A 20,265-nucleotide genomic window follows, 5' to 3' on the forward strand; every position below is an offset into this window, starting at 1 on the left:
GGCCACGAGGTCATCGTCGGCCCACGGGTCCCGCGCGCCAGGCGCGCGGGAAGCTGTCACTTCCGAACCACTCCCCACTCCGAACGGCTGCGCACCGCGAGCCGCAGGGCGTGCGGAACCGCTACGTCGTGCGTTCACCCGGCGGCTTCCCCACACCGTGGGCCTCCGCGAGGTCGCGGATCTTCTCGACGACGCGCGCCGAGCTGTGGTCGTCCACACGGTCGAAGAAGATCCGCCTCTTGAAGTCGTACGCCGGGTCCGTCTCCCCCGTGAGCACCGAGCCCAGCGCCGCCTTCACGTCCTCGAAAGTCTGGCAGACCGGACCCGGGAACACGTGGTCCAGGTCGTAGAACGTGCCGCGCTCCATGAGGTAGGCCTGGTAGTCGTACGCGAAGCTGATCGCCGGCTTGCCCGTCAGCATGTAGTCGATGAACGCGCTCGAGTAGTCGGTGACGAGCGCCGACGAGACCCGGTAGAGCACCTCCACGTTGGGGAACGCCGCGTCGGAGAGGTCGACCATGGGCACCCCGGCCAGCTGCTGGCTGTACAGGTGGGCCTTGTCGGCCATGTGCTCGCGGACCCCCAGGACGGCGTTGTTCGTCTCGAGCCACTCGCCCAGCCAGCTGATCTCCTCCGGGCTGAAGTGGTAGTACCCGCCGGTCTGCGCGTTGCGGAACGTCGGCATGAAGAGCACGAGCATGCGGCCGTCCACGATCGTGCGCAGGCGCTCGAGCTCTGCCTGGAAGTCGGCGGGCAGCTCGTCCTCCGCGCGCAGGATGAAGTCGTTGCGGGGCAGGCCCGTGTTCCACACCTGGTGGATGGTCAGCGGGTAGAAGGCCGCGGCCATCGCGAGCGAGTCGACCTTCGAGGAGCTGATCACCGCGCGGTAGCTCGCGGTGTCCGCGGCGACCTTGTCCAGGGCCCCCAGGAAGTCGGCCGAGGCGTAGCTGATCCGCTTCAACGGGATGCCGTGCCACACCTGGATCAGGTTGTGCAGCTCTGCCGAGACGGGGTAGACGAGGTTTCGGCTCCTGCTGTGCTTGATCAGGATGTTCCCCGAGCGCATCAGGCGGTGCTGCCCCTCGGGGCTCTGCAGCGGCATGACCTCGACGTTCACGCCGTCGACCGTGACGTCGAGGCCGCGCGTGAGCACGATCTTCTTGATCGTCGGGTCGTCCTTGACCGCCTCGAAGATGGCGCGCTCGTTGCCCGAGAAGCGCTTGGTGAAGGCGCACACGGGGAACGCCCACCAGCTGGCGTGCTTGGGACTTCTCACGTCGGCCTCGGCGAACTCCGCCGGCGTCAGGAGCACGTCCGGGACGGGCTCGTCGGCCACGCCGTCCTCGCCCCCGATCCCGAGGGTGCGCCGCAGCTTCTCGGGATCGGTGACCCGGCGCAGGTTCCGGTCGAACATCTCGACGTCGGCGTCGGGCGCCTTGGCGAGCACCCGCTCCTTCCACGAGTCCAGCCGCGGCACGTTGTAGTGGTTCTCCGCGAGGAGGTACCGCTTGAGCACCGGGAAGCCCTCGTCGAGCAGGCGGAAGTACCACTCGCTGTAGACGGGATGGAACGGGTAGACCTTCGAGACGAACGTGTCGAACTGGTGACCGTGGTGGATCAGCCACCGGGTGAGGCCGATCTCGTACGCCTTGACGATCGTGCGCTTGTTGGTCTGGCGCGTCACCGAGCCGATGTAGCGACGGAACTCGGGGTCCGTGATCACCGGCTGGCGGTAGGCCACGAAGTAGGAGCCGAGGTGGAAGTCGTAGGTGTAGTCCCGCTCGAACGCGTCGACCAGCGACGTGCGCACGGAGGTCACCGGGATCGGCTCGAGGAACTGGTTGACCGGCATGTGCCGGGTCTGCGCCATGCCCTTGGTGGCCTGCAGCGCCCACCAGTCCGCGCGGCGCGCGCCCATCTCCGCGAAGACCTGGTCGAGCGGACGCAGCAGGTAGCAGCTGTCGTTGACCAGCAGCAGCTCGTCGTACTGCTCGATGACGTCCCACCCGACGGCCTCGACCAGTCGTGCGTAGGAGCCGAAGTCGTACTCGCCGTGCCGGACGGCCCACGCCGCCCGGGTCACGCCCTCGAGCTTGGCCAGCTCCGAGTCCGGCATGTCGGAGTCGGCCCAGTAGTACACGTCGGCGTACTTCGAGAGCTCGGTCAGGTAGGCGACAACGTAGTCGTCGACGATCCCCTGCGCGTCGTAGGCCGCGAAGAGGCACACGCGCCGGACCGAGGCCGGGTCGGGCAGCTCGAAGCCGGTGCCCAGCTCGCGCGACGGCGTGAGCGACGGGCGCGTGCTGAGGCCCTCGCGCTTGCCCTGCGCCTCGTAGTGGGCGAGCGGGGCGACACCCTCGTCGATCAGGCCCATGTGCTTGGCCCAGTACCACCACGTGTCGAACGCGGGCGACGGGTTGCGGAACTCGCGCCACCCGAACTCGCTGTAGTGCGCCAGGCCGTTGCCCCGGATGCCCGGGTTCATCTGGCGGTAGTACTCGGTGTCGAACATCGTCGACGGGTTGAGCCCCGCGGCCGCGCCGGTCGTGACGTAGTGCTCGACGGGGTCCACGCCGGCAGGCAGGTCCGGCACCTGCGAGCGGTAGTACTCCACGTCGAACGTGCCCGCCTCGACGATGGCTTCGACCGGCGTGCGGCGACGCAGGCTGACGTGCCCCTCGGCGGTGGTGAACCAGCGCCGCGACCAGCCGGGGGCGATCGCCGACGAGAGCTCGACACCTGCCGCGAGCCGGCGGCGGACGCGCGTCATGCCGGCGGCGTCGTCGTTGCCGACGAACACGTCGACCACCTCGGACCCGAACGAGGCCAGGTGCTCGATCGCGACGACGGCCTCGTACTCGACGCTGTCGCCCTGGAGCTCGACGACGACCTCGCGCCTGGTGCTGCTGCCCATGAGCACCAGGGACGAGCCCGGCGCGGCGGGACCGGCGTCGCGGACGACGAGCCGGGCCGCCGCTCCGACCTGCTCGAGCCGCGCGAGCCGCGCGCGCGTGTCACGCGGCTGGTCGTGACGGTCGTGCGGCACCTCGATGCTGACGTTCCCCTTGCGCGTCACGTACCAGCGGGCGGCACCCGAGCTCGGCGACCTGCCCGCCGTCTGCAGCTGCCCGTTGGCCGCGGAGAGCCGCCGCCACCCGCTCGGCTCCTGCGCGAAGAGCGGCTCCAGCCACAGGTCGACCACCTCGCCCGCGAACCAGGACAGCCATTCGTCGCCGAGCTCCACGGTCGCGGTGCCCTCGCCGAGCGTCGTCTGCAGGGCGCGCACGTCACCGTTGGTGCGCCCGGCCAGGACCAGGGAGATGCCGCGGAACGCCTCGCCCGGCACCGCCAGCGTGAGCTGCCAACCGCCGGACACCCGCGTGAGGCTCTCGACCGACCAGTCCGGCGCCGGGTTGGACCCGTCGACGGCGCCGCCACCGATGCCGTCGCGCAGCCGCGACTTGATCGGTGCAGGTGCGATCCGGGCCGCGAGTCCGCGCACGGTCTTCTTCATACTGGGTGATCTCCCGAGGGGTGTGTCGATGTGTCTCTCGGCGGTGCCCGCAGCGAGCTAGCGCGACGCGCCGTCCTGCGCCCGGACGAACGCCTTGTAGGCGGCGCAGACCTCGGCCGACGGGCCGTCCATGACCAGCTTGCCCTGATGTACCCAGAGCGTGCGCGAGCAGATGCTCTCGATCGTCGCCAGCGAGTGGCTCACGAGGAAGACGGTGCCCGCCTGGTCGCGGATCGCGTCGATGCGGGCCTTGCTCTTCTTGCGGAACGCGGCGTCGCCCGTGGCCAGCGCCTCGTCGATCATGAGGACGTCCGGCACGGCCGCCGAGCTGATCGCGAACCGCAGGCGCGCGCCCATGCCGGACGAGTAGGCCTTCATGGGCAGGTAGATGGCGTCGCCGATGCCGGAGAAGTCGACGATCTCGTCGAACCGCTCGCGGACCTCGTCAGGGGTCAGGCCGAGCGCCAGGCCGCCGATCATGACGTTGCGCTCACCCGTGAGGGAGCCCATGAGCACGGCGTTGACGCCGAGCAGCGACGGGTCGCCCGAGACGTAGACCGCGCCGTGGGTGGGCGGGATGAGGCCGGCGATCGCGCGCATGAGCGTGCTCTTGCCCGAGCCGTTGATGCCGACCACACCGATGGACTCGCCGTGGCGCGCGACGAACGACACGCCCTTGATGGCCTCGACCGACGTGACGCCGCCGACGTGGGTGCGCCCGCCGCTCAGGAAGCGCTTGAGCACCCCGGGCTTCTGGCCGGTCGCGTTGCCCACACGCTTGCCGCCGAACACGCGATAGGTGACGTACAGGTCGTCGACCACCAGCGACGGCGAGCCCAGCGCCTTGCCGTCCTCGGCGAGCGGGGTCAGGTCGTCGGCGTCGACCTCGAAGTCGATCTCCTCGGGGATGCTCATCAGTCGCGACCGTAGCGCTCTTCGCCGCGCCAGAAGACGAGGAAGCCGAAGACCACCGCGACGAGCGCCCACCCCGCGCCCACGATCCACATGACGGGGTCGAGGGGGATCGTGGGCTCGTTGAGGACCGTGGACCGGGCCATGTTGAGGAACACCGCCACGGGCTGGTAGGTGAGCACGCCCGCCAGCGCCTCGTTCTTGATGTAGTGGTCGACGCTGAACAGCACGCCGGAGGCGTAGAAGACGAAGCGCAGCACGAACGGGATCACGTTGCCGAGGTCCGGCGTGATCGCGACCCAGCGCGCGACGAAGAACGCGCAGCCGGTGTTGAACACCCACATGAGCCCGACCGCCACGGGGAGCAGCAGCAGCCGCCAGGTGATCGGCACGTCGCCCTGCTTGGGCAGGAGCCCGGAGAGCCAGGACACGACGCACATCACCACGAGCGCGGGGCCGAGGGTCGCGAGCTCGGTGATCGTGGTGGAGATGGGCAGCGCCGCCCGCGGGAAGTGCACGGACCGCACGAGACTCATGTTGTTCTTGAGGGAGTTCGCGCCGGAGGTCACGGACGAGTCGAAGAACCGGTAGATGAACACGCCGGTGACGATGAACGCGATGCCGTTCTCCGTCCCCCGGGTGGTCTTGATGAGGATCCCGAAGATGAAGACGTAGACCAGCGAGTTCAGCAGGGGGTTGAGCACCGACCACAGCTGGCCCAGGTACGAGCCCTGGTTGCGCGCGTACGCCTTGGCGGAGCCGAGCGTGCGGATGAACGCGCGTCGGGCCCACAGGGCGCGCACGTACTCCGTCAGCGGCGGCCGCACACCCATCTGCCGCAGACCGCTGGCCTGGGCGATCGCGCGCATCTCGTCGGCGTCGGCCAGGGGTCCGAGCGGGTCCGGGAGCGCACCGCCGACCGGGGCCGGAAGCGGCGGCCGCGCGGGGACGACGACGACCCCCTCGGCATCAGCCGGCCCCGAGACGGCCGGTGTCTCGCGTCCAGCGGACTGCGTACGAGCAGGCACGTGGGGTGGGGCCAATCTGTCGGGGACCGGGCGCCGGTCCGGCCGCACGAAGCGCCCGGACCGATAGCCACATAGTAGACGCCGCCCGCCGCCCGGCCGGTGCGAGGCGGTGTGACCCTCGCCCGGAGCGAGCGGCCCGGCGCGTGCGCAGTCCCGCCTCAGCGCCCGAGGACGATCCCCGAGACGCGGACGAGCTTGCGATCCACGGTGATCAGCACGACGGTGCCGCTCCGCGCGGACGGCAGCGTGATGTCGACGTGACGGTGCGCCGAGCTGGTGGTCCCGGCGGTCGAGACGGTGGCCACCGTCGTGGAGCCCACGCGCACCTTGAGGCGCCCGCGCCCCGGGGCCGAGTCGACGATGAGCCTGATGGCCCGCACGTTCCTGGCCGACTTCACGCTCAGCGTGCGCCCGGGCGTCGCGGCCTGCCACACCTGGTCGCGGAACCACGCGTCGCCGTGCTTGGTGCTCCACCCGGCCGAGCGCACGACGAGCGAGCTCGCCACCGGTCGGGTCGCCGGCGCGTAGGCCGCGATGCCGCTGCGGCCGCCCGCGCCGACCGCGCGAACCCCGACCACCCACGTGCGACCGGTGGGCCCCATGGACTGGGTGTACGAGGTGCCCGTGGTGGTCGCCACCTTGGTCCACGCGGACAGCGACGCGCCGTGCGCGGCGCCGCGCACGAAGACCTCGTACCGGGTCGCCGTCGCCACCGGGCGCCAGCGGTAGGTGGAGCTGGTCGCCTCCCGGAAGGGGGCCTGCGACGCGGTCAGCGCGACCCGCACCGGGGAGGCGGGCGGGAGGTTCCCGAGACCGATGGGCCGGGTCCCCACCGCCGTGCGGGGCAGCGCCACGGCGAAGACGCGCACCGGGCCTGTGCCCTTCACGACCCGCAAGGAGATCGTCCCGGACACGGACCTGCCGAAGTCCAGGCGCACGACCGCCCGCGCGTGCGAGGTGGCCGACCGCGTGTCGAGGTAGCCGAGCCGCGTCGAGCCCACGCGCACCTCGAGCCGTCCCTGGGCGGGTCCCGTCGGCGCCTGGAGCACCACGGCACGCGCTTGCTTGACCGACCGCACCGTGAGCGCCGCGCCCGCGGTCGTGGCGCGGTAGGACTGGAGGCCCGCGGTCTTGAACACCGTCCAGGTGCCCGACCGGGAGATCGCCGACCAGTCGACCATCCGGGTGACCTGTCCGACGACGGTCACGGCGCCGCGGCGGCCCTTCGCGTCGATCCCCCGCACGGCGATGACCCGGGTGCGCCCGGCGTCCGTGGAGATGGACGCCGACGTCGTCCCCACGGTGGCCAGCACGGTCCAGGCGCGGCCGTCGTCCATGCCGTAGGTGAGCCCCGACGAGCGGGTGAGCACCTGGTAGGAGGTCGCGCCGGCCACCGCGTGCCACCGGTACCTCGAGGTCTGCGACCACTGCACGGGCGCCTGCGTCGAGCTCGGCGCCACCACGACGGGCGCCGCGAGCGCGACGACCGGCTCGCCGTACCGCGTGACGGCCGCGTCCACCTTCTTCTTGACCGCCGTCCGGATGGCGGGGAGCTTCTCCCAGAGCCGCCACCCCGGGCACGCCGTGTAGTTGGTGTCGCGGTGCCCCAGGATCACCGGCACGGTCACCGTCGTGCCGCCCTTGGCGCGGGTGCCGCTGCCCGTGCTGTCCCCCGTGATGAGGGTGGTCCTGCCGGTCGCGTTGAGGCCGTGCGCGTACGCCTGCCAGGCGAACACCTTGACGATGGAGGAGACCATCGCGGCCGGCGGGTTGCCGTCCTGGAAGTTGCCCATCGCCGACACCCCGATGGTGCCGGTGTTGTACCCGCCGGCCTGCGCCCCGATCGGCAGGTCGTGGATCGCGTCGCGCCGGCCCTGATAGATGGTGCCGAAGCGGTCGACGAGGAACTGGTAGCCGATGTCCGGCCAGTCCCTGCTGCCGGTGTGGAACGCGTAGATGCCGCGCACGATCGAGGCCGACTGCGCGCGCGTGTAGCTGTTGGTCCCCGCGGTGTGGTGCAGGTACATCGCGGAGAGCTTCGCGGAGACCTCGGGCCACGGGCGACCGCGCTTCTCGTTCGCGCCCCACTGCGCGCGCGTGACGATCGTGGGCCGCATCACGTCGCCCGTGTGCCGCGTGGTGGTGGCCGCGGCGGGGTCCTCGGCGGTGGGCTCGGCTGCGGGCTCGGCTGCGGGCTCGGCGGCCGCGGGTGCGGGTTCGGCAGGGTCGCTCACCGCGGCGGCCGGGGCGCCCATCTCGACGACGTCCAGGCGCAGGCCCGCGGGCTCGACCGACCCGTCCGCCGTCGCGACGCGCACCTGGGCCGCGTCCGCACCCGCCGTGACCAGCGGCTCGGTGCCGGGCCGTTCGCCGGGGACGCCGGCCTCGACCGTGTCGAGCTCCTGCCAGGGCGTCCAGGTCCCGTTCTCCCGGACGCGGACCGCCACCTGGGTGACGTCGACGTCCTGGCCCGGGTCCCACGTCACGCCGGCGACCAGGAACCGCGCCGTGAACGTGCGGGCGCCGAGCGCCACGACGTCGTCCGGGTCGACGGGCTCCGTGCCGGGGTCGGACGCGCTGGCCGACTCCCCCTCGGCGTCCGCGAACGCGGAGGCGTCGCGGGCCGCCCGGTCGTCGATGCCGTCGACGCCGATGCTCGTGACGTGCGGCTCGGTGACCGGCGCCGGGACCGGGGCCGCCGTGCTCGAGGGCGCGGGTGCCGCGTCCTGGGCCCCGGCCGGCGTCGCCACCACCGTGAGGGCCACCGCCGGTGCGACCATCGCCGCGAGAAGTCGTCGGACCATGGGTGTGCCTCCCTCGCACGCGCCCCCGCCGGTTGCCGCGGGCGCCGTCCAGGGTACGTCGCTCGATAGGGTGACCCTGTTCCTGCGCCCCGCGTGTCCATGACTCGCGAGGCGGACCGCGATCCTCGGGAGTCCCAGTGCGTGTCCTCGTCACCGGCGGTGCCGGCTTCATCGGCGCCAACTTCGTCCACCAGACCGTGCGGGAGCGCCCCGACGTGCACGTCACCGTGCTCGACGCGCTCACGTACGCGGGCGACGAGGCCAGCCTGTCCGACGTGGCATCGGCGATCACGTTCGTGCGCGGTGACATCACCGACTCCCCGCTCGTGGACCGGCTGGTCGGCGAGGCCGACGTGGTGATCCACTTCGCCGCCGAGTCGCACAACGACAACTCGCTCTCCGACCCCTGGCCCTTCGTGCACACCAACGTCGTCGGGACGTTCACGCTGCTCGAGGCGGTGCGCCGCCACGGCGTGCGCTACCACCACATCTCCACCGACGAGGTCTACGGAGACCTCGAGCTAGACGACCCCGCCAAGTTCACCGACCAGACGCCCTACAACCCGTCGAGCCCCTACTCGTCGACCAAGGCGTCGTCCGACCTGCTGGTGCGCGCGTGGGTCCGCTCGTTCGGCGTGCAGGGCACCATCTCCAACTGCTCGAACAACTACGGGCCGTACCAGCACGTCGAGAAGTTCATCCCGCGCCAGATCACCAACCTCATCGACGGCGTCCGCCCCAAGCTCTACGGCACGGGGCAGAACGTGCGCGACTGGATCCACGTCGAGGACCACAACACCGCGGTGTGGGCGATCGTCGAGCGGGGTCAGATCGGCCGGACCTACCTCATCGGAGCCGACGGCGAGGTCGACAACAAGAGCGTCGTCGAGACGCTGCTGGAGCTCATGGGTCAGCCGGCGGACGCCTACGACCTGGTCAGCGACCGTCCCGGCCACGACATGCGGTACGCCATCGACGCCTCCACGCTGCGCAGCGAGCTGGGCTGGACCCCGCAGTACGGCTCGTTCCGCGACGGGCTCGCGGCGACGATCGACTGGTACCGCGCGAACGAGGGCTGGTGGCGGCCCCGCAAAGATGCCACCGAGGCGAAGTACGCGACGATGGGGCGCTGACCGGCGCCTCGCGCGGCGCCCTCGTCAAGCCCTTCGTCGGCGCCCTCCGTCAAACCCTTCGTCACCGCCGCCCGCGGGCGGTCAGCCCGGCAGCACCGGCTTGAAGGAGCGGATCCACGGCGCCTTGACGTAGCCGTCGGCGATCGCGTTCAGCTTGCTGCGCAGCGCGTCCGACTTGCCGGTGATGGTCTTCGTGTCGCCCCAGGACGACGTGGCCTTCATGGCCCGGATCCCGCCACCCTCATAGGTCGCCACCGAGATCGACATGACGTCGGGCAGCCCGAAGTACGACCTCGCGGCGGCCTGGCTGAGGGTCGCCGTCCAGGTGACGTTCGGGTTGCCGGAGGTGGACTTCAGGCTCCACGGGTCGTCGACCGACCGCTCGTAGGGCACGACCGCCGACCACACGTCCTCGCTGTTCAGCGTGCCGCCGCCCGAGGCCGAGTAGTAGTGCGCGATCACGGGCTCGCCGCCGTAGGTAAGCAGGAGGCCCTGGGTACCCGAGACGGTGGCGTCGACGGCCTTCTTCCAGATCTTGCCGTAGTACCCGTCGGTGCCCTCGTTCTCCTTCTTCCAGCCGGTGAAGTTCTGGTCCCGCACGTCGTCGACGATGTGGCAGGCGCACGAGCTCTTGATGCCGCCCTGGTACTTCAGCAGCGCGTAGGAGCGTGCCGCCGTCACCTGCGCCTGGAGGGCCGCGGCGCCCTTGGTCCCCCACGACGAGGGCATCTCGGCGATCCCGTAGAGGTACTCGGTGTTGAGCTGCAGGTCGTTGACGACGTTGATGAGGCCGCCGATGTTCCGCACCGTGAGCCGCCCGTGACGGTACGAGCCCTGCGCGCCCGCGACGGTGGCGTAGATGTCGGTCGTGGTGCTCGGCGAGTAGTACGAGGTGCTCTTCCAGTGCAGGCGCAGCACGGTGTCCGTCGAGACCACCGTGCCGTCGATCGTGGCGCTCACCTTGCCGCCCGCCGCGACCTTGAACCCGACCGTCTGCGTCGACGTGCCGTAGGCGACCGTGCTCCCGGCCTTGCCGGTCTCGGGGTCGACCTGGTTGTCGCGCAGCCGCCAGCCGCCGCCGTGGACCGTCGCGCTGGTCGAGGTGGTGCGGTCGTCGTACGAGGAGTTGCTCGCGTCCGGCCCGTAGACCTGGACGGACAGGGCGGCCGTCGGCATCGCGGCCTGCGCCACGCCGACGCCGGTGTAGTAGTGCTTGAGGATGCCCGAGGCCGTGTAGCCGGCCTGCGCCATGGCGTACGCGCCGTACTGCGACATCCCGATCCCGTGCCCGAAGCCCGAGCCGTTGATGGTGAACGACGTCGGGATGACGACGGCGACCGTGACGGTCACCGACGGGCTGGACGTCGAGCCGGCCAGCAGGCGGTAGGCGCGCGTGCTTGCGGGCTTCACCGTCACCGAGCCGGTGCCGTCGGTCACCGCGATGCGCGCGGCGGTGGTCCACGACCCGGAGCCGATCCGCTGCTGCAGCGTGATGGTGCCGTTCGCCTTCTTGCCGGCCGCGTACCAGGTGGCGGTGGCCGTCGTCGGGCTGCCCGAGCTGGGCAGCGACCTCGACGAGAACGTGAGCGCGGCCCAGTCGCGGTCGACGGTCACGGTGCGTGTCAGGCTCACCACACCGGAGCGGGCGAGCCGGTAGGACGTCGTGACCGTCGGGCGCACCACGGTGGTCGAGCCGGTGGCCGCGACGGGGAGTCGGGAGACCGTGACCCACGTCGAGCCGGACTTGCGCTGCAGCAGCACGTTGCCGGCCGCGGGCTTGCCGTTGAGCGTGAGGCGCATCGAGAGCGTCACCGCCGAGCCGGCCTTGATCGAGGCGGACGTCGGCCCGAGGGACAGCCAGTTCCTGACCACCTGGACGGTCTTCGCGGCGCTGGTGTGCTTCGAGCTGTGCAGCCGGTAGCGCGCCGTCGCCGTCGGGGTGATGGACACCGATCCCCGGCCGGCGACCAGCTTGACCGACGCCACCTTCACCCAGGTGGAGCCGGCGTACTTCTGGAGGGCGACCGTGCCGGTGGCGCCGGTGCCCCGCGTGAACCACGTCGCCTTCATCGTGGCGCTCGACCCGAGGCGGACCGAGGTGGGCGCGGACAGGCTGTACGTCGTGGTCGTCGCGGCCTGGGCGACAGTCGGCGCGGCCACGGACAGCCCGACGAGGACGAGCGCCGCGGCCACGACCGACGCGAGCAGCCGGGCCGGGCGCGCAGCCGTGACAGGTCCCGTGACAGCTCTCGTGACACGAGTGAACGACTGACGACTCCGGTGGCGCATGAAGTCCACTGTGACACGCTCCCGCGTTGTGCTTCCAGTCCCGTTCGGACGAACCGGACCTCCGCCTGGTCGATCGGCACGACGGGGCCGCGAGTCAAGGAACCGTGGACATTCGTCGACCGGCTTGCGCATGATGGCTGTCCCTCGGATGCGCAAGGAGGCGTGATGCGGGCATCGGGACACCGGATCGTCGTGGTCGTCGCGACCCTCGTGGTCGTCGTCCTGCTCGGTGCGGCGTGCCTGCCGACGAGCCCGCCGGCGCAGGCGGAGCCCACGTCGGCGGCCCTCAGGGCTCCGGTGCCGGCGCTCGGTGGTTCCTCGTCGTCGCCCACCGCCGGCGAGTCCTCGTCGTCCCGCGCCGCTGTCGCCGTCGCGAAGCCCCGCATCACGGCCCAGCCGCGCTCCAGCCTCGCGGTCGCCGGACGGCACGCCGCCATCGAGGTCAGCGCGAGCGGGACGGGCAAGCACTACCAGTGGCAGCGCCGCGCGCCCGGCGGTGCCTGGAAGGCGATCGCCGGAGCGACGACGAGCCGGTACTCGGCCGTGGCGCGCACCACGCCCAAGCAGCTGGAGTACCGGGTGGTGGTGTCGAACGCCGGCGGTTCCGTCCGCAGCCGGGTGGCCACGGTGTTCACCGTCTCCTGCTTCGGCGCCCCCTCGATGAAGCCGGCCCTGGCCGGGTGCCCCACCAGCGACCTCGCGAAGATGATCCGCCCGTCACCGCAGAAGGTGGGTCACGACTGGGGCGGCCGCAGCCGTTGCTGGGCCGACAGCGACACCACGGTGCTCAAGCGGTGCACGTTCCCCGCGAGCGGGCCTCGTGCCGGTGTCCCGCACGTCGCCCTCGTCGGGGACTCGCACGCCCGCATGTACCTCCCGTCGCTCATCTGGCTCGCCAACCGCGGCACGATCACGCTCGACACCTACCTCAAGGGATCCTGCGGGTGGTCGACCGCGCCGCCCGTGCGCGGCACGATCGGCACGACGTACCAGAAGACGTTCACGCAGAGCTGCGCGACGTGGCGCACGAAGCTCAACGCGCGGCTGGTCAAGAACCCGGGCGAGTACGACGCCGTGGTGACCACCGCGTCACGCGGCACCCGCGTGCTCTACCCCCGGGGCGTCAGCACCGCGCACGAGAAGCGGGTGTTCCGGCGCGATGCGGCCGTCAAGGCGTGGAAGCCCGTGCTGGCGAAGGGCATCCGTGTCTTCGCCATCCGTGACAACCCCACGCCGGGCACCCCCACCAAGACGTGCCTGCTCACGACCGGCAAGACGAACCCGGCCCGGTGCGCGTTCTCGCGCGCCTCCGGAACCGCGGTCTACGACCCGATCCCGGGCGCGGTCGCCCGCTCGGGCAGCCGGGCGCACCTGGTGGACCTGACGTGGCGCTTCTGCACCTCGACGAGGTGCCCGGTGGTGATCGGCGGGGCGAACGTCTACCGCGACGACCACCACGTGAGCGTCACGTACACCACCACACTCGCGCCCTACATCTGGCGCAAGATCAGCCGGTACCTGGCCTGACACCCGCGAGAAGGGCTAGATCACGGGCGGCCGACCCCGCACCGTCATGCGGGCCACCGTGCGCCACGACATCACGCGGACGTCGCCGGGGTCGTTGGCGAAGCCCTCGCGCACCCCGGCGAACCACACGCGCAGCGCGGGCCGGTCGGAGCGATCGCGCAGCACCTGCACCGCGGTCCACGTCCCCAGGTACAACGGGCGCAGCACCACGGGCAGGTTGCGGCGGGCGAGCCACACCCGGTTGCGGCCGTTGAGCCGCTGGCTGACGGCGTGCCTCGACGGGTCCGTCGCGGGGTGGTGCATCTCGACGTCGCCCATGTGCCACACCTCGAAGCCCTGGTCCCACACGCGCCAGGCGAGCTCGATGCCCTCGTGCGCGTAGAAGAACCCGCCGGCCCAGCCGCCCGCGCCCTCGAACGCGTCCCGCCGGACGGCGGTCACGCCCTCCGTCACCGAGAAGATGGGGCTCGAGCGGCGCGGGTCGCCCTTGCGCAGCCTGCGCACCCATCGCCCGGGCGGCTCGGAGCCGTCGGTGGTGGTGAGCAACGCCTGCGCCATCCCGAGCCGGGGTCGTCGGGCGAACCGCTCGGCCATGGTGCGCAGCGCGGTCGTCGACGGGATCACGGCGTCGTCGTCGAGGAAGAACAGCAGGTCCCCCACGACGTGGGCGGCTCCCACGTTGCGACCCTCGGGGATGCCGAGGTTCTCGGGCAGACCCAGGCCCCGCGCGCCGGTCGGCAGGCCGGTGGGCTCCCAGCCGTTGCCGACCACGAGGACGTCGAGGTCCACGCCCTCCTGGGCGAGGGCGGACCCGACGGCCTGCGCCAGCTCCACGGGGCGGTTCCCCATCGACAGCACCACGACGCCGATGGACGGCAGGTCGCGGCTCACGGGCGCAGCCTCGACGAGGTGAGGATCGCGGTCACGTGGCCCAGCCCGGTCACGGCCACCGCCACCACGAGCCCGACGAGCGTCCAGCGCGTCACCGCGTCGCCTGCCACGAACGCGTCGACGACGGCCGCGACGGCGATCACCGTGGCGAGCTCCACCGCGTGGAACAGGCGGTGGAACGGCACGAACCGCGCGGCGCGGCGCAGACGGGCCACTCCCCCCACGCGCGGCGCCGCCACCTCGGCCGCGTCCTTCGCGGGCGGCAGCCCACCCTGCGCGCGGGAGGAGACGACGAGGTCGTTGACCACCTTGTTGAGCAGCAGCAGGGTGGCGAACAGGCCCCCGAGCGTCGTCCACGCGAGGTTGTCGCCCACGGCGTCGAAGCCGCCCGCCGCCCGCACGCCGAGCGCGAGCGCCATGAGCGCCTCGGTGGTGTAGTGCGCGAGCTTGTCGATGAAGATGCCCACGGGCCCCGTGGTGCGGCGCCAGCGCGCGACCTCGCCGTCGGAGGAGTCGACCACCATCTGCAGGTGCGCGAGCACCACGGCAAGCACCGCGAAGGGCCAGCCGGGCGCGGCCACCGCCAGGGCGGCCAGCCAGCCGACGGCCAGCATCACCCAGGTGACGGCGTTCGCGCTCATGCCCAGCCGCAGCGCCAGGAGGGTCAGGTACGGCGAGATGCGACGCCCGTAGACGTCCGCCGACCAGTGCTCGGCGTTGCGTCGCTGGCGGATCGCGTCGGGCTGGCCGACCCGCCGGATGTCGGCGACCGTCGGCCGGCCGGAGGTGCTGTGGTCGTTCATCCCTGTCCTCGATCGGCGCGCGGCGCAACGCTCGCACGCAGGGCGTCTCGCTCCCGCACGACGCGGTCGCACTCGGCGACGAACCGCGCGGTGGCGGCACCGACGGTGCCGAAGTAGTAGTCCACCAGGGCGGCCCGTTCGGCTCCGGTGGGGTCCAGGTCGACCTCGCGCGCGACCAGGTCGCCCAGCGCGGGCAGGTCGCTCGCGCGCAGTCGCGGGACGGTGTCGAGCAGCCGCGTGGAGGCGACGTCCGCAGTGCCCGGGGGGACCGTGACGACCAGGGGCCTGCCGGTGGCGAGCCAGTCGAACGCGATCGCGGACACGTCCGTGATGAGCACGTCGGCGCCCTCGAAGGTGCGGTACGGGTCGGTCCCGGTGTCCACCCGGTGCCCCGGCCCGGCGGCGGCGAGCGTCGCCCGGATGCGCGCGTCCGCCGCGGCGTAGGCCGCGTCCGAGGCGCCCGTGCGGGGGTGCGGGCGGTAGACGACGCGGAACCGCGGGTCGGCGACGAGCGCGGCGACGATGCGCTCGCCCTGGCTGACCACCGACGAGTACGCGCTCGACCCCTGGCCGCCCTCCCACGTGGGCCCGTACAGCACGACGACGGGACCGTCCCCGCGACCGGCCCGCGGCCCCGTCGCGATCCCGTCGAGCTGCGGTCGGCCGATCGGCACCACGTGCGCGGACGCGTCGAACCACATGAGCTGGCCCGCGAACCGGTCGACCGCACCCTGGCCGGCCACGAATGCGTAGTCGTACGCCTTCACCAGGTTCGACGCGGCGACGCGCTTGTCGCTCTCGCCGTGCGAGAGGAACACGTGCGCCGCGCTCGGGATCCGCAGCGCGGAGAAGTTGCCCACGTCGTGGCCGACGTAGCAGAACAGCGCCGTGTCGGAGCGCTCTGCCATGGCGTCGAGCGTCGCGCTGCGCCCGACGGTCACCACTGGCAGCGCCTGCTCGCGCGCGACCACCCGGGCGACACGCGAGTCCGCGCACACGATCAGCACGCCGTGCCGCGCGTCCAGCACGGCGAGCGGGGCGTACCACTGGCGCAGCTGGTAGATGTTCTGCGACGTGCCCGCGAAGTACACGACGACGCGCTGGTCGAAGGTGCGGTCCGCCAGCGAGGCGTCCTCACCGAGCCCGTCGGGCATGCCGGCCGGGAGCCAGCCGAGACGGCGCAGGGCCAGACCACCCCCGGCGCGCACCCGCCGGCGCAGCCGGGCCAGGTCCAGGTCCACGCGGCTCAGACGTGCTCGTTGGCGCGCTCGAGGTCCTCGTCGAAGTCCACCTCGACGGCCCACAGGTCCGAGATGTCGACGGGCACGAACTTCAGCCCGTCCTGCTGGATGGCGACCTCGATGCCACGCTCGAAGTAGTCCTGGTCGCCCACCTCGTCGAGGCGCGCGATGAGGGCGGCCTTGTCCTGCGCGGCGACGTAGTTGATGCCCACGGCCTCACCGAGCGCGTCGACGACCTGCTTGGAGAGCTGGTCGATGTTGCCGTCGGCGTCGACGGTGTACTTGACCTCCTCCTCGGCCACCGCGGCGGTGTTGACGGAGATGAGGGACTGCTCGCGCTCGAGGTACGGCTTGAGGCGCTCGAGGATCGCGGGGTCGAAGACGACGTCGCCGTTCATCCACAGCAGGCCGCCGTCGCCGGAGGCGCGCAGCACGCGCAGCAGGCTCTTGGAGGTGTTCGTGCGGTCGAACTCCTCGTTGTAGACGAAGAGCGAGCGCGGGTGCGCCTCGAGGATCATCTCGAGCTTGAACCCGACGACGGTGTAGAGCTGCACGTCGGCGAATGCGCCGCGGATCTTGGCGACCTGCTGGTCCATGATCGTGTGCCCGTCGCGCAACGGCGTCAGAGGCTTGGGGAACGGCCGGCCCAGTCGGGTGCCCATGCCGGCCGCGAGGATCGCCACCTGTGTCGTCATCGAGTCGTCACTCCTTCGTCAGCTCACGGGGCGGCTGATTCACAGCGCCTCCGCGATGGTAGTCGCCTGGCTCACCCCAGGAGCTCGTCCAGCTGTCGCCACAGGTACGGGGTGAGCGTCTTGAGGTACGTCGTGGTCACGTGGTGCTTGTCGCGGTACACGTTCGCGCCGCCGATCACCACCGGGCACGTCGTCGCGTCGCAGTACATGTCGGTGAGGTCGACCAGCTGGGCGCGGCCCTGGCTGCGCGCGACGGCGCCCACCTGCGGATCGGGGTGCTCGAGCGCCTTCGTCCGCGACAGGTCGCACGCGGAGTGGTCGCTCCGTCCGGTGGTCCGCAGGCACTCGTTGGGGTCCTTGCCCGGGATGGGGTTGTCGCGCAGGGCGATCACGGGGATGCCCGCGTCCATGACCGGGGTCCACGCCTCGAGCGAGCCGTCCTCGCGGTACGCGTCCTCGTCGACCCCCTTCGGCGTGCGCAGCGGCTGCACCGAGTAGCCGGCCGTCACGACGGCGTCGTACTCGCCGGGCTTCTCGAGCAGCCGCGCCTCGAGGTCCTTGCGCCACGACCGGCACGTGGCGAGCACGCTGTCGTCGCCCTTGTCGGGCAGCGCGGTGGACCACGCGCAGCTGCCCTTGATGTACGTGTCGATCGTGATCTTGCCCTCCCGGGCCAGGTCCACGAACGCCGGGAGCCAGGCGTAGGCGTGGGAGTCACCGACGAAGGCGATGTGCGGCAGCGCCGGGTCGGCACCCGTGGTGGGGAACGTGCACGAGCGGAGCTCGGACTCGGTCTGGTCCACCCAGCACCGGCCCATCGCGGCGGTGTCCTTGCTCACGCGCGAGGGGTCCGGGACCACCATGTTCGCGAGCTCGGGCGTGGGGCACTGCGGCTTGTCGGGGTCCATCGAGGGTGCGCCGAAGCAGTCCACCTGCTCCTCGGCCACCACCTTCTCCTCGGCGACCGCCGCGCGCGCGTCCGCCTGCGCCGCGCGCGTGGTCACGACGCAGCCGCCCGCCAGGACGAGCATCCCGACGAGCATGAGGACGAACGTGGTCCGCGGCCGCCGGATCCCCCACCGCGCCGTGGTGCGCACCGGGTCCTCGACCCAGCGCTTGGTCGCCCACGCGAGCACGAGCACGGCAGCGAGCAGCACCAGCTTGGTGCTGGCCCCCAGCGCATGACCGAGCACGAAGGGCAGGATGACGATGGGCGGCCAGTGCCACAGGTACGTCGAGTAGGAGATGTCGCCGAGCACCTGGGCCGGCCGCAGCGCGAGCAACCGGCTGGGCGACCAGGCGACGGGAGGCGAGCCGGCCGCCATGACGGCGACGGCGCCTACCACGGGGACAAGAGCCGCGGTGCCCGGGAACGGGGTCGACGCCGTGAAGGTGTATGCCCCCCACGCGATCACCAGGACGCCCGCCCACGAGAGCGCGGCGCGCGCGGCCGTCATCCGCTCCCACCGGCGCGCCAGGGCGGGGGACGCGACCACGAGCGCCAGGAGCGCACCCGCGCCGAACTGCCACGCGCGCACGGGGGTCACGAAGTACGCCCGGGCCGGGCTCTGCTCGGTCAGGTGCAGCGAGTAGACGAAGCTGGCGACGGTCACCACCGCGAGCACCGCGCCGACGACGACCGCGGGCCGGCGGCGCGCGCGGAGCGCCAGGGCGAGGCCGATCGCCACGAGGACCGGCCAGACCAGGTAGAACTGCTCCTCGACCGACAGCGACCAGTAGTGCAGGGCCGGCGACGCGGAGTTGTCGGCCGCGAGGTAGTCCACGGAGTCGGCGGCCAGCACCCAGTTCAGGACGTAGAAGCCGGCGGCGCCGATCTCGCGCGCGTACTGCTCCCACAGCGCGGTGGGCACCCACACCACGGTCGCGACGAGGCTCACGACGAGAACGAGCAGGGACGCGGGCAGCAGGCGGCGCGCTCGTCGGGCCCAGAACTGCGCGAACTGCACGCGTCCGGACCGCTCCGACTCGCGCAGCAGGTGCCCGGTGATCAGGAAGCCCGAGATCACGAAGAACACGTCGACGCCGATGTACCCGCCCGTCAGGCGCTTCGGCCACAGGTGGTACAGCACCACCAGCATCACGGCTATGGCGCGCAGGCCCTGGATCTCCGGCAGGACCGCGGTACGGGAGCGCTCGCCGCTCGGGGCGACGCTCGTCATGGTGGGAGGCGGCGAGACCATCAGGCCACCTCCTCACTCGCGCGCTCGGCGATCAGCGCGTCGGCGGCCGCGAGGAACCGGGCCGTCGAGGCGCCGGGGGCGGTGTCGCCGAAGAAGTCGCGCACCAGCGCCGCGTAGCCGTCGTCCTGGCCGGCCATCAGGTCGGCGATGCGGCTCGTCACCTGCCCCGCGTGCGCGGCGTCGAGCAGCGGCACGGCCGCGGCGAGCTCGGAGCCCTCCACGGTCGCCTGCGCCGCGGCGGGCCGCGTGAGCACGAGCGGCTTGCCCGTGGCCATCCAGTCGTACGCGACCGCGGACAGGTCCGCGATGCAGACGTCCGCGGCGGCCAGGTGCCACCCGAAGGGCGAGTCGGTGTCGACGACGTGCGCCGCGGCGGGGTCGGCGGCGTTCGCCGCGGCCAGGACGCCCACGACGGCGCGGTGCGCGGCCGAGTAGGCCGAGTCCTGGACGCCGGTCCGGGGGTGCGGCCGGTAGACGACGCGGTAGCGCGGGTCGCCGACCAGCGCGGCGACCATCGCCGCGCCGTGCGACGCGAGCGAGGAGTACTCCATGCTCGGCCGGTCGCCCTCCCAGGTGGGCGCGTACAGCACCACCACCCGGTCGTCGGCCGGGAGGTCGGGCCCGGCGTGCCGGACGTCCACCTGCGGGCGGCCGATCTCCACGAGGCGCTCGGGCGCCAGCCCGCGGATGGACCGCGCGATGCGTCGCACCGCGGCGGGACCCGCCACGAACACCTGGTCGTAGGCCTTCAGCTGGTTGGAGACCATGTAGGCCTTCTCCGACTCGCCGTGCGAGACGAAGACGTGCGCGGGCCCGGCGAACCGGAGCGCCGCGAAGTTGGCCTGGTTCTGGTTGACGTAGAAGATCACGCCCACGCGCTGCGTGCCGAGCCACGTCTCGATCTCGCCCATGGTGGACAGGAGCACCACCGGCAGCGGGCACTCGGCGAGCAGCAGGCGTGCCGCGTCCGCACGGCGGGCGATCACGGCCACGGGGTGCGTCTCGGCGAGCCGGCGCAGCGGCTCGTACCACTGGCGCACCTGGTAGGCGTTCACCGCGCCGTCCGGGAAGTACACGACGGCCTCGATGGAGCCGGGTGCGACCGGCGCCTGCTGACGCAGCTCTCCGACGACGGCACGGCCGTCGCGCACAAGGGCGAGCGATGCGCGGGCCTTGAGCAGGAGAGTGCTCAGCTCGCGGAGCAGGGGCACTGGCGAGACTCCTCGA

At 72.0% G+C, this 20,265-nt stretch carries 13 protein-coding genes; 2 read left to right on the plus strand and 11 right to left on the minus strand.

Going from position 1 to position 20,265, the window contains the following annotated elements; all coding sequences use genetic code 11:
* Positions 1–121: 121 nt before the first annotated feature.
* From QRT05_RS10455 to QRT05_RS10470, 4 genes are all read right to left on the minus strand, one after another.
* Positions 122–3,514: a CDP-glycerol glycerophosphotransferase family protein gene (locus tag QRT05_RS10455; protein ID WP_289447173.1), complete on the minus strand. Its 3,393-nt coding sequence runs from the start codon at positions 3,512–3,514 to the stop codon at positions 122–124.
* Between the two features lie 57 nt (positions 3,515–3,571).
* On the minus strand, positions 3,572–4,429 hold the full coding sequence (locus QRT05_RS10460; protein ID WP_289447174.1) for an ABC transporter ATP-binding protein: 858 nt from the start codon (positions 4,427–4,429) through the stop codon (positions 3,572–3,574).
* Complete coding sequence (locus tag QRT05_RS10465; protein ID WP_289447175.1) at positions 4,429–5,454, minus strand: ABC transporter permease; 1,026 nt, start codon at positions 5,452–5,454, stop codon at positions 4,429–4,431. The genes QRT05_RS10460 and QRT05_RS10465 overlap by 1 nt, the downstream gene beginning before the upstream one ends.
* Positions 5,455–5,612: 158 nt before the next feature.
* A complete protein-coding gene (locus QRT05_RS10470) occupies positions 5,613–8,258 on the minus strand; it encodes an N-acetylmuramoyl-L-alanine amidase (protein ID WP_289447176.1) in 2,646 nt (881 codons plus the stop codon).
* Between the two features lie 137 nt (positions 8,259–8,395).
* On the opposite strand from QRT05_RS10470, the gene rfbB reads away from it, so the two are divergent.
* Positions 8,396–9,391 carry a dTDP-glucose 4,6-dehydratase gene (gene rfbB, locus QRT05_RS10475; RefSeq protein ID WP_289447177.1) on the plus strand — a complete coding sequence of 332 codons (996 nt, stop codon included), beginning with the start codon at positions 8,396–8,398 and terminating at the stop codon, positions 9,389–9,391.
* A gap of 81 nt (positions 9,392–9,472) precedes the next feature.
* Here rfbB and QRT05_RS10480 read toward each other — a convergent pair whose 3' ends face one another.
* A complete protein-coding gene (locus tag QRT05_RS10480; protein WP_289447178.1) occupies positions 9,473–11,584 on the minus strand; it encodes a SpoIID/LytB domain-containing protein in 2,112 nt (703 codons plus the stop codon).
* Positions 11,585–11,845: 261 nt separating this feature from the next.
* Between QRT05_RS10480 and QRT05_RS10485 the strand changes: the two genes are divergently transcribed.
* Entirely contained in the window at positions 11,846–13,207 is a 1,362-nt protein-coding gene (locus QRT05_RS10485) for an SGNH hydrolase domain-containing protein (RefSeq protein WP_289447179.1), read from the plus strand.
* Positions 13,208–13,222: 15 nt separating this feature from the next.
* On the opposite strand, the gene QRT05_RS10490 is transcribed toward QRT05_RS10485, so the two are convergent.
* From QRT05_RS10490 to QRT05_RS10515, 6 genes are all read right to left on the minus strand, one after another.
* Positions 13,223–14,098, minus strand: coding sequence for a glycosyltransferase family 2 protein (locus QRT05_RS10490; RefSeq protein ID WP_289447180.1), 876 nt, complete (start codon positions 14,096–14,098; stop codon positions 13,223–13,225).
* On the minus strand, positions 14,095–14,901 hold the full coding sequence (locus tag QRT05_RS10495; RefSeq protein ID WP_289447181.1) for a CDP-alcohol phosphatidyltransferase family protein: 807 nt from the start codon (positions 14,899–14,901) through the stop codon (positions 14,095–14,097). Before QRT05_RS10495 ends, QRT05_RS10490 begins: the two co-directional genes overlap by 4 nt.
* Entirely contained in the window at positions 14,898–16,142 is a 1,245-nt protein-coding gene (locus QRT05_RS10500; protein ID WP_289447182.1) for a CDP-glycerol glycerophosphotransferase family protein, read from the minus strand. Before QRT05_RS10500 ends, QRT05_RS10495 begins: the two co-directional genes overlap by 4 nt.
* A gap of 5 nt (positions 16,143–16,147) precedes the next feature.
* Complete coding sequence (locus QRT05_RS10505) at positions 16,148–16,837, minus strand: phosphocholine cytidylyltransferase family protein (RefSeq protein WP_289447183.1); 690 nt, start codon at positions 16,835–16,837, stop codon at positions 16,148–16,150.
* Positions 16,838–16,908: 71 nt separating this feature from the next.
* Positions 16,909–19,038, minus strand: coding sequence for an acyltransferase family protein (locus tag QRT05_RS10510; protein ID WP_289447184.1), 2,130 nt, complete (start codon positions 19,036–19,038; stop codon positions 16,909–16,911).
* The gene (locus tag QRT05_RS10515) at positions 19,038–20,249 is read right to left on the minus strand and encodes a CDP-glycerol glycerophosphotransferase family protein (protein WP_289447185.1); all 1,212 of its coding nucleotides are present in this window, start codon (positions 20,247–20,249) and stop codon (positions 19,038–19,040) included. Before QRT05_RS10515 ends, QRT05_RS10510 begins: the two co-directional genes overlap by 1 nt.
* Positions 20,250–20,265: the final 16 nt, after the last annotated feature.

The organism is Cellulomonas edaphi (assembly GCF_030362815.1).
GTDB classification, from domain to species: Bacteria; Actinomycetota; Actinomycetes; order Actinomycetales; family Cellulomonadaceae; genus Cellulomonas; species Cellulomonas edaphi.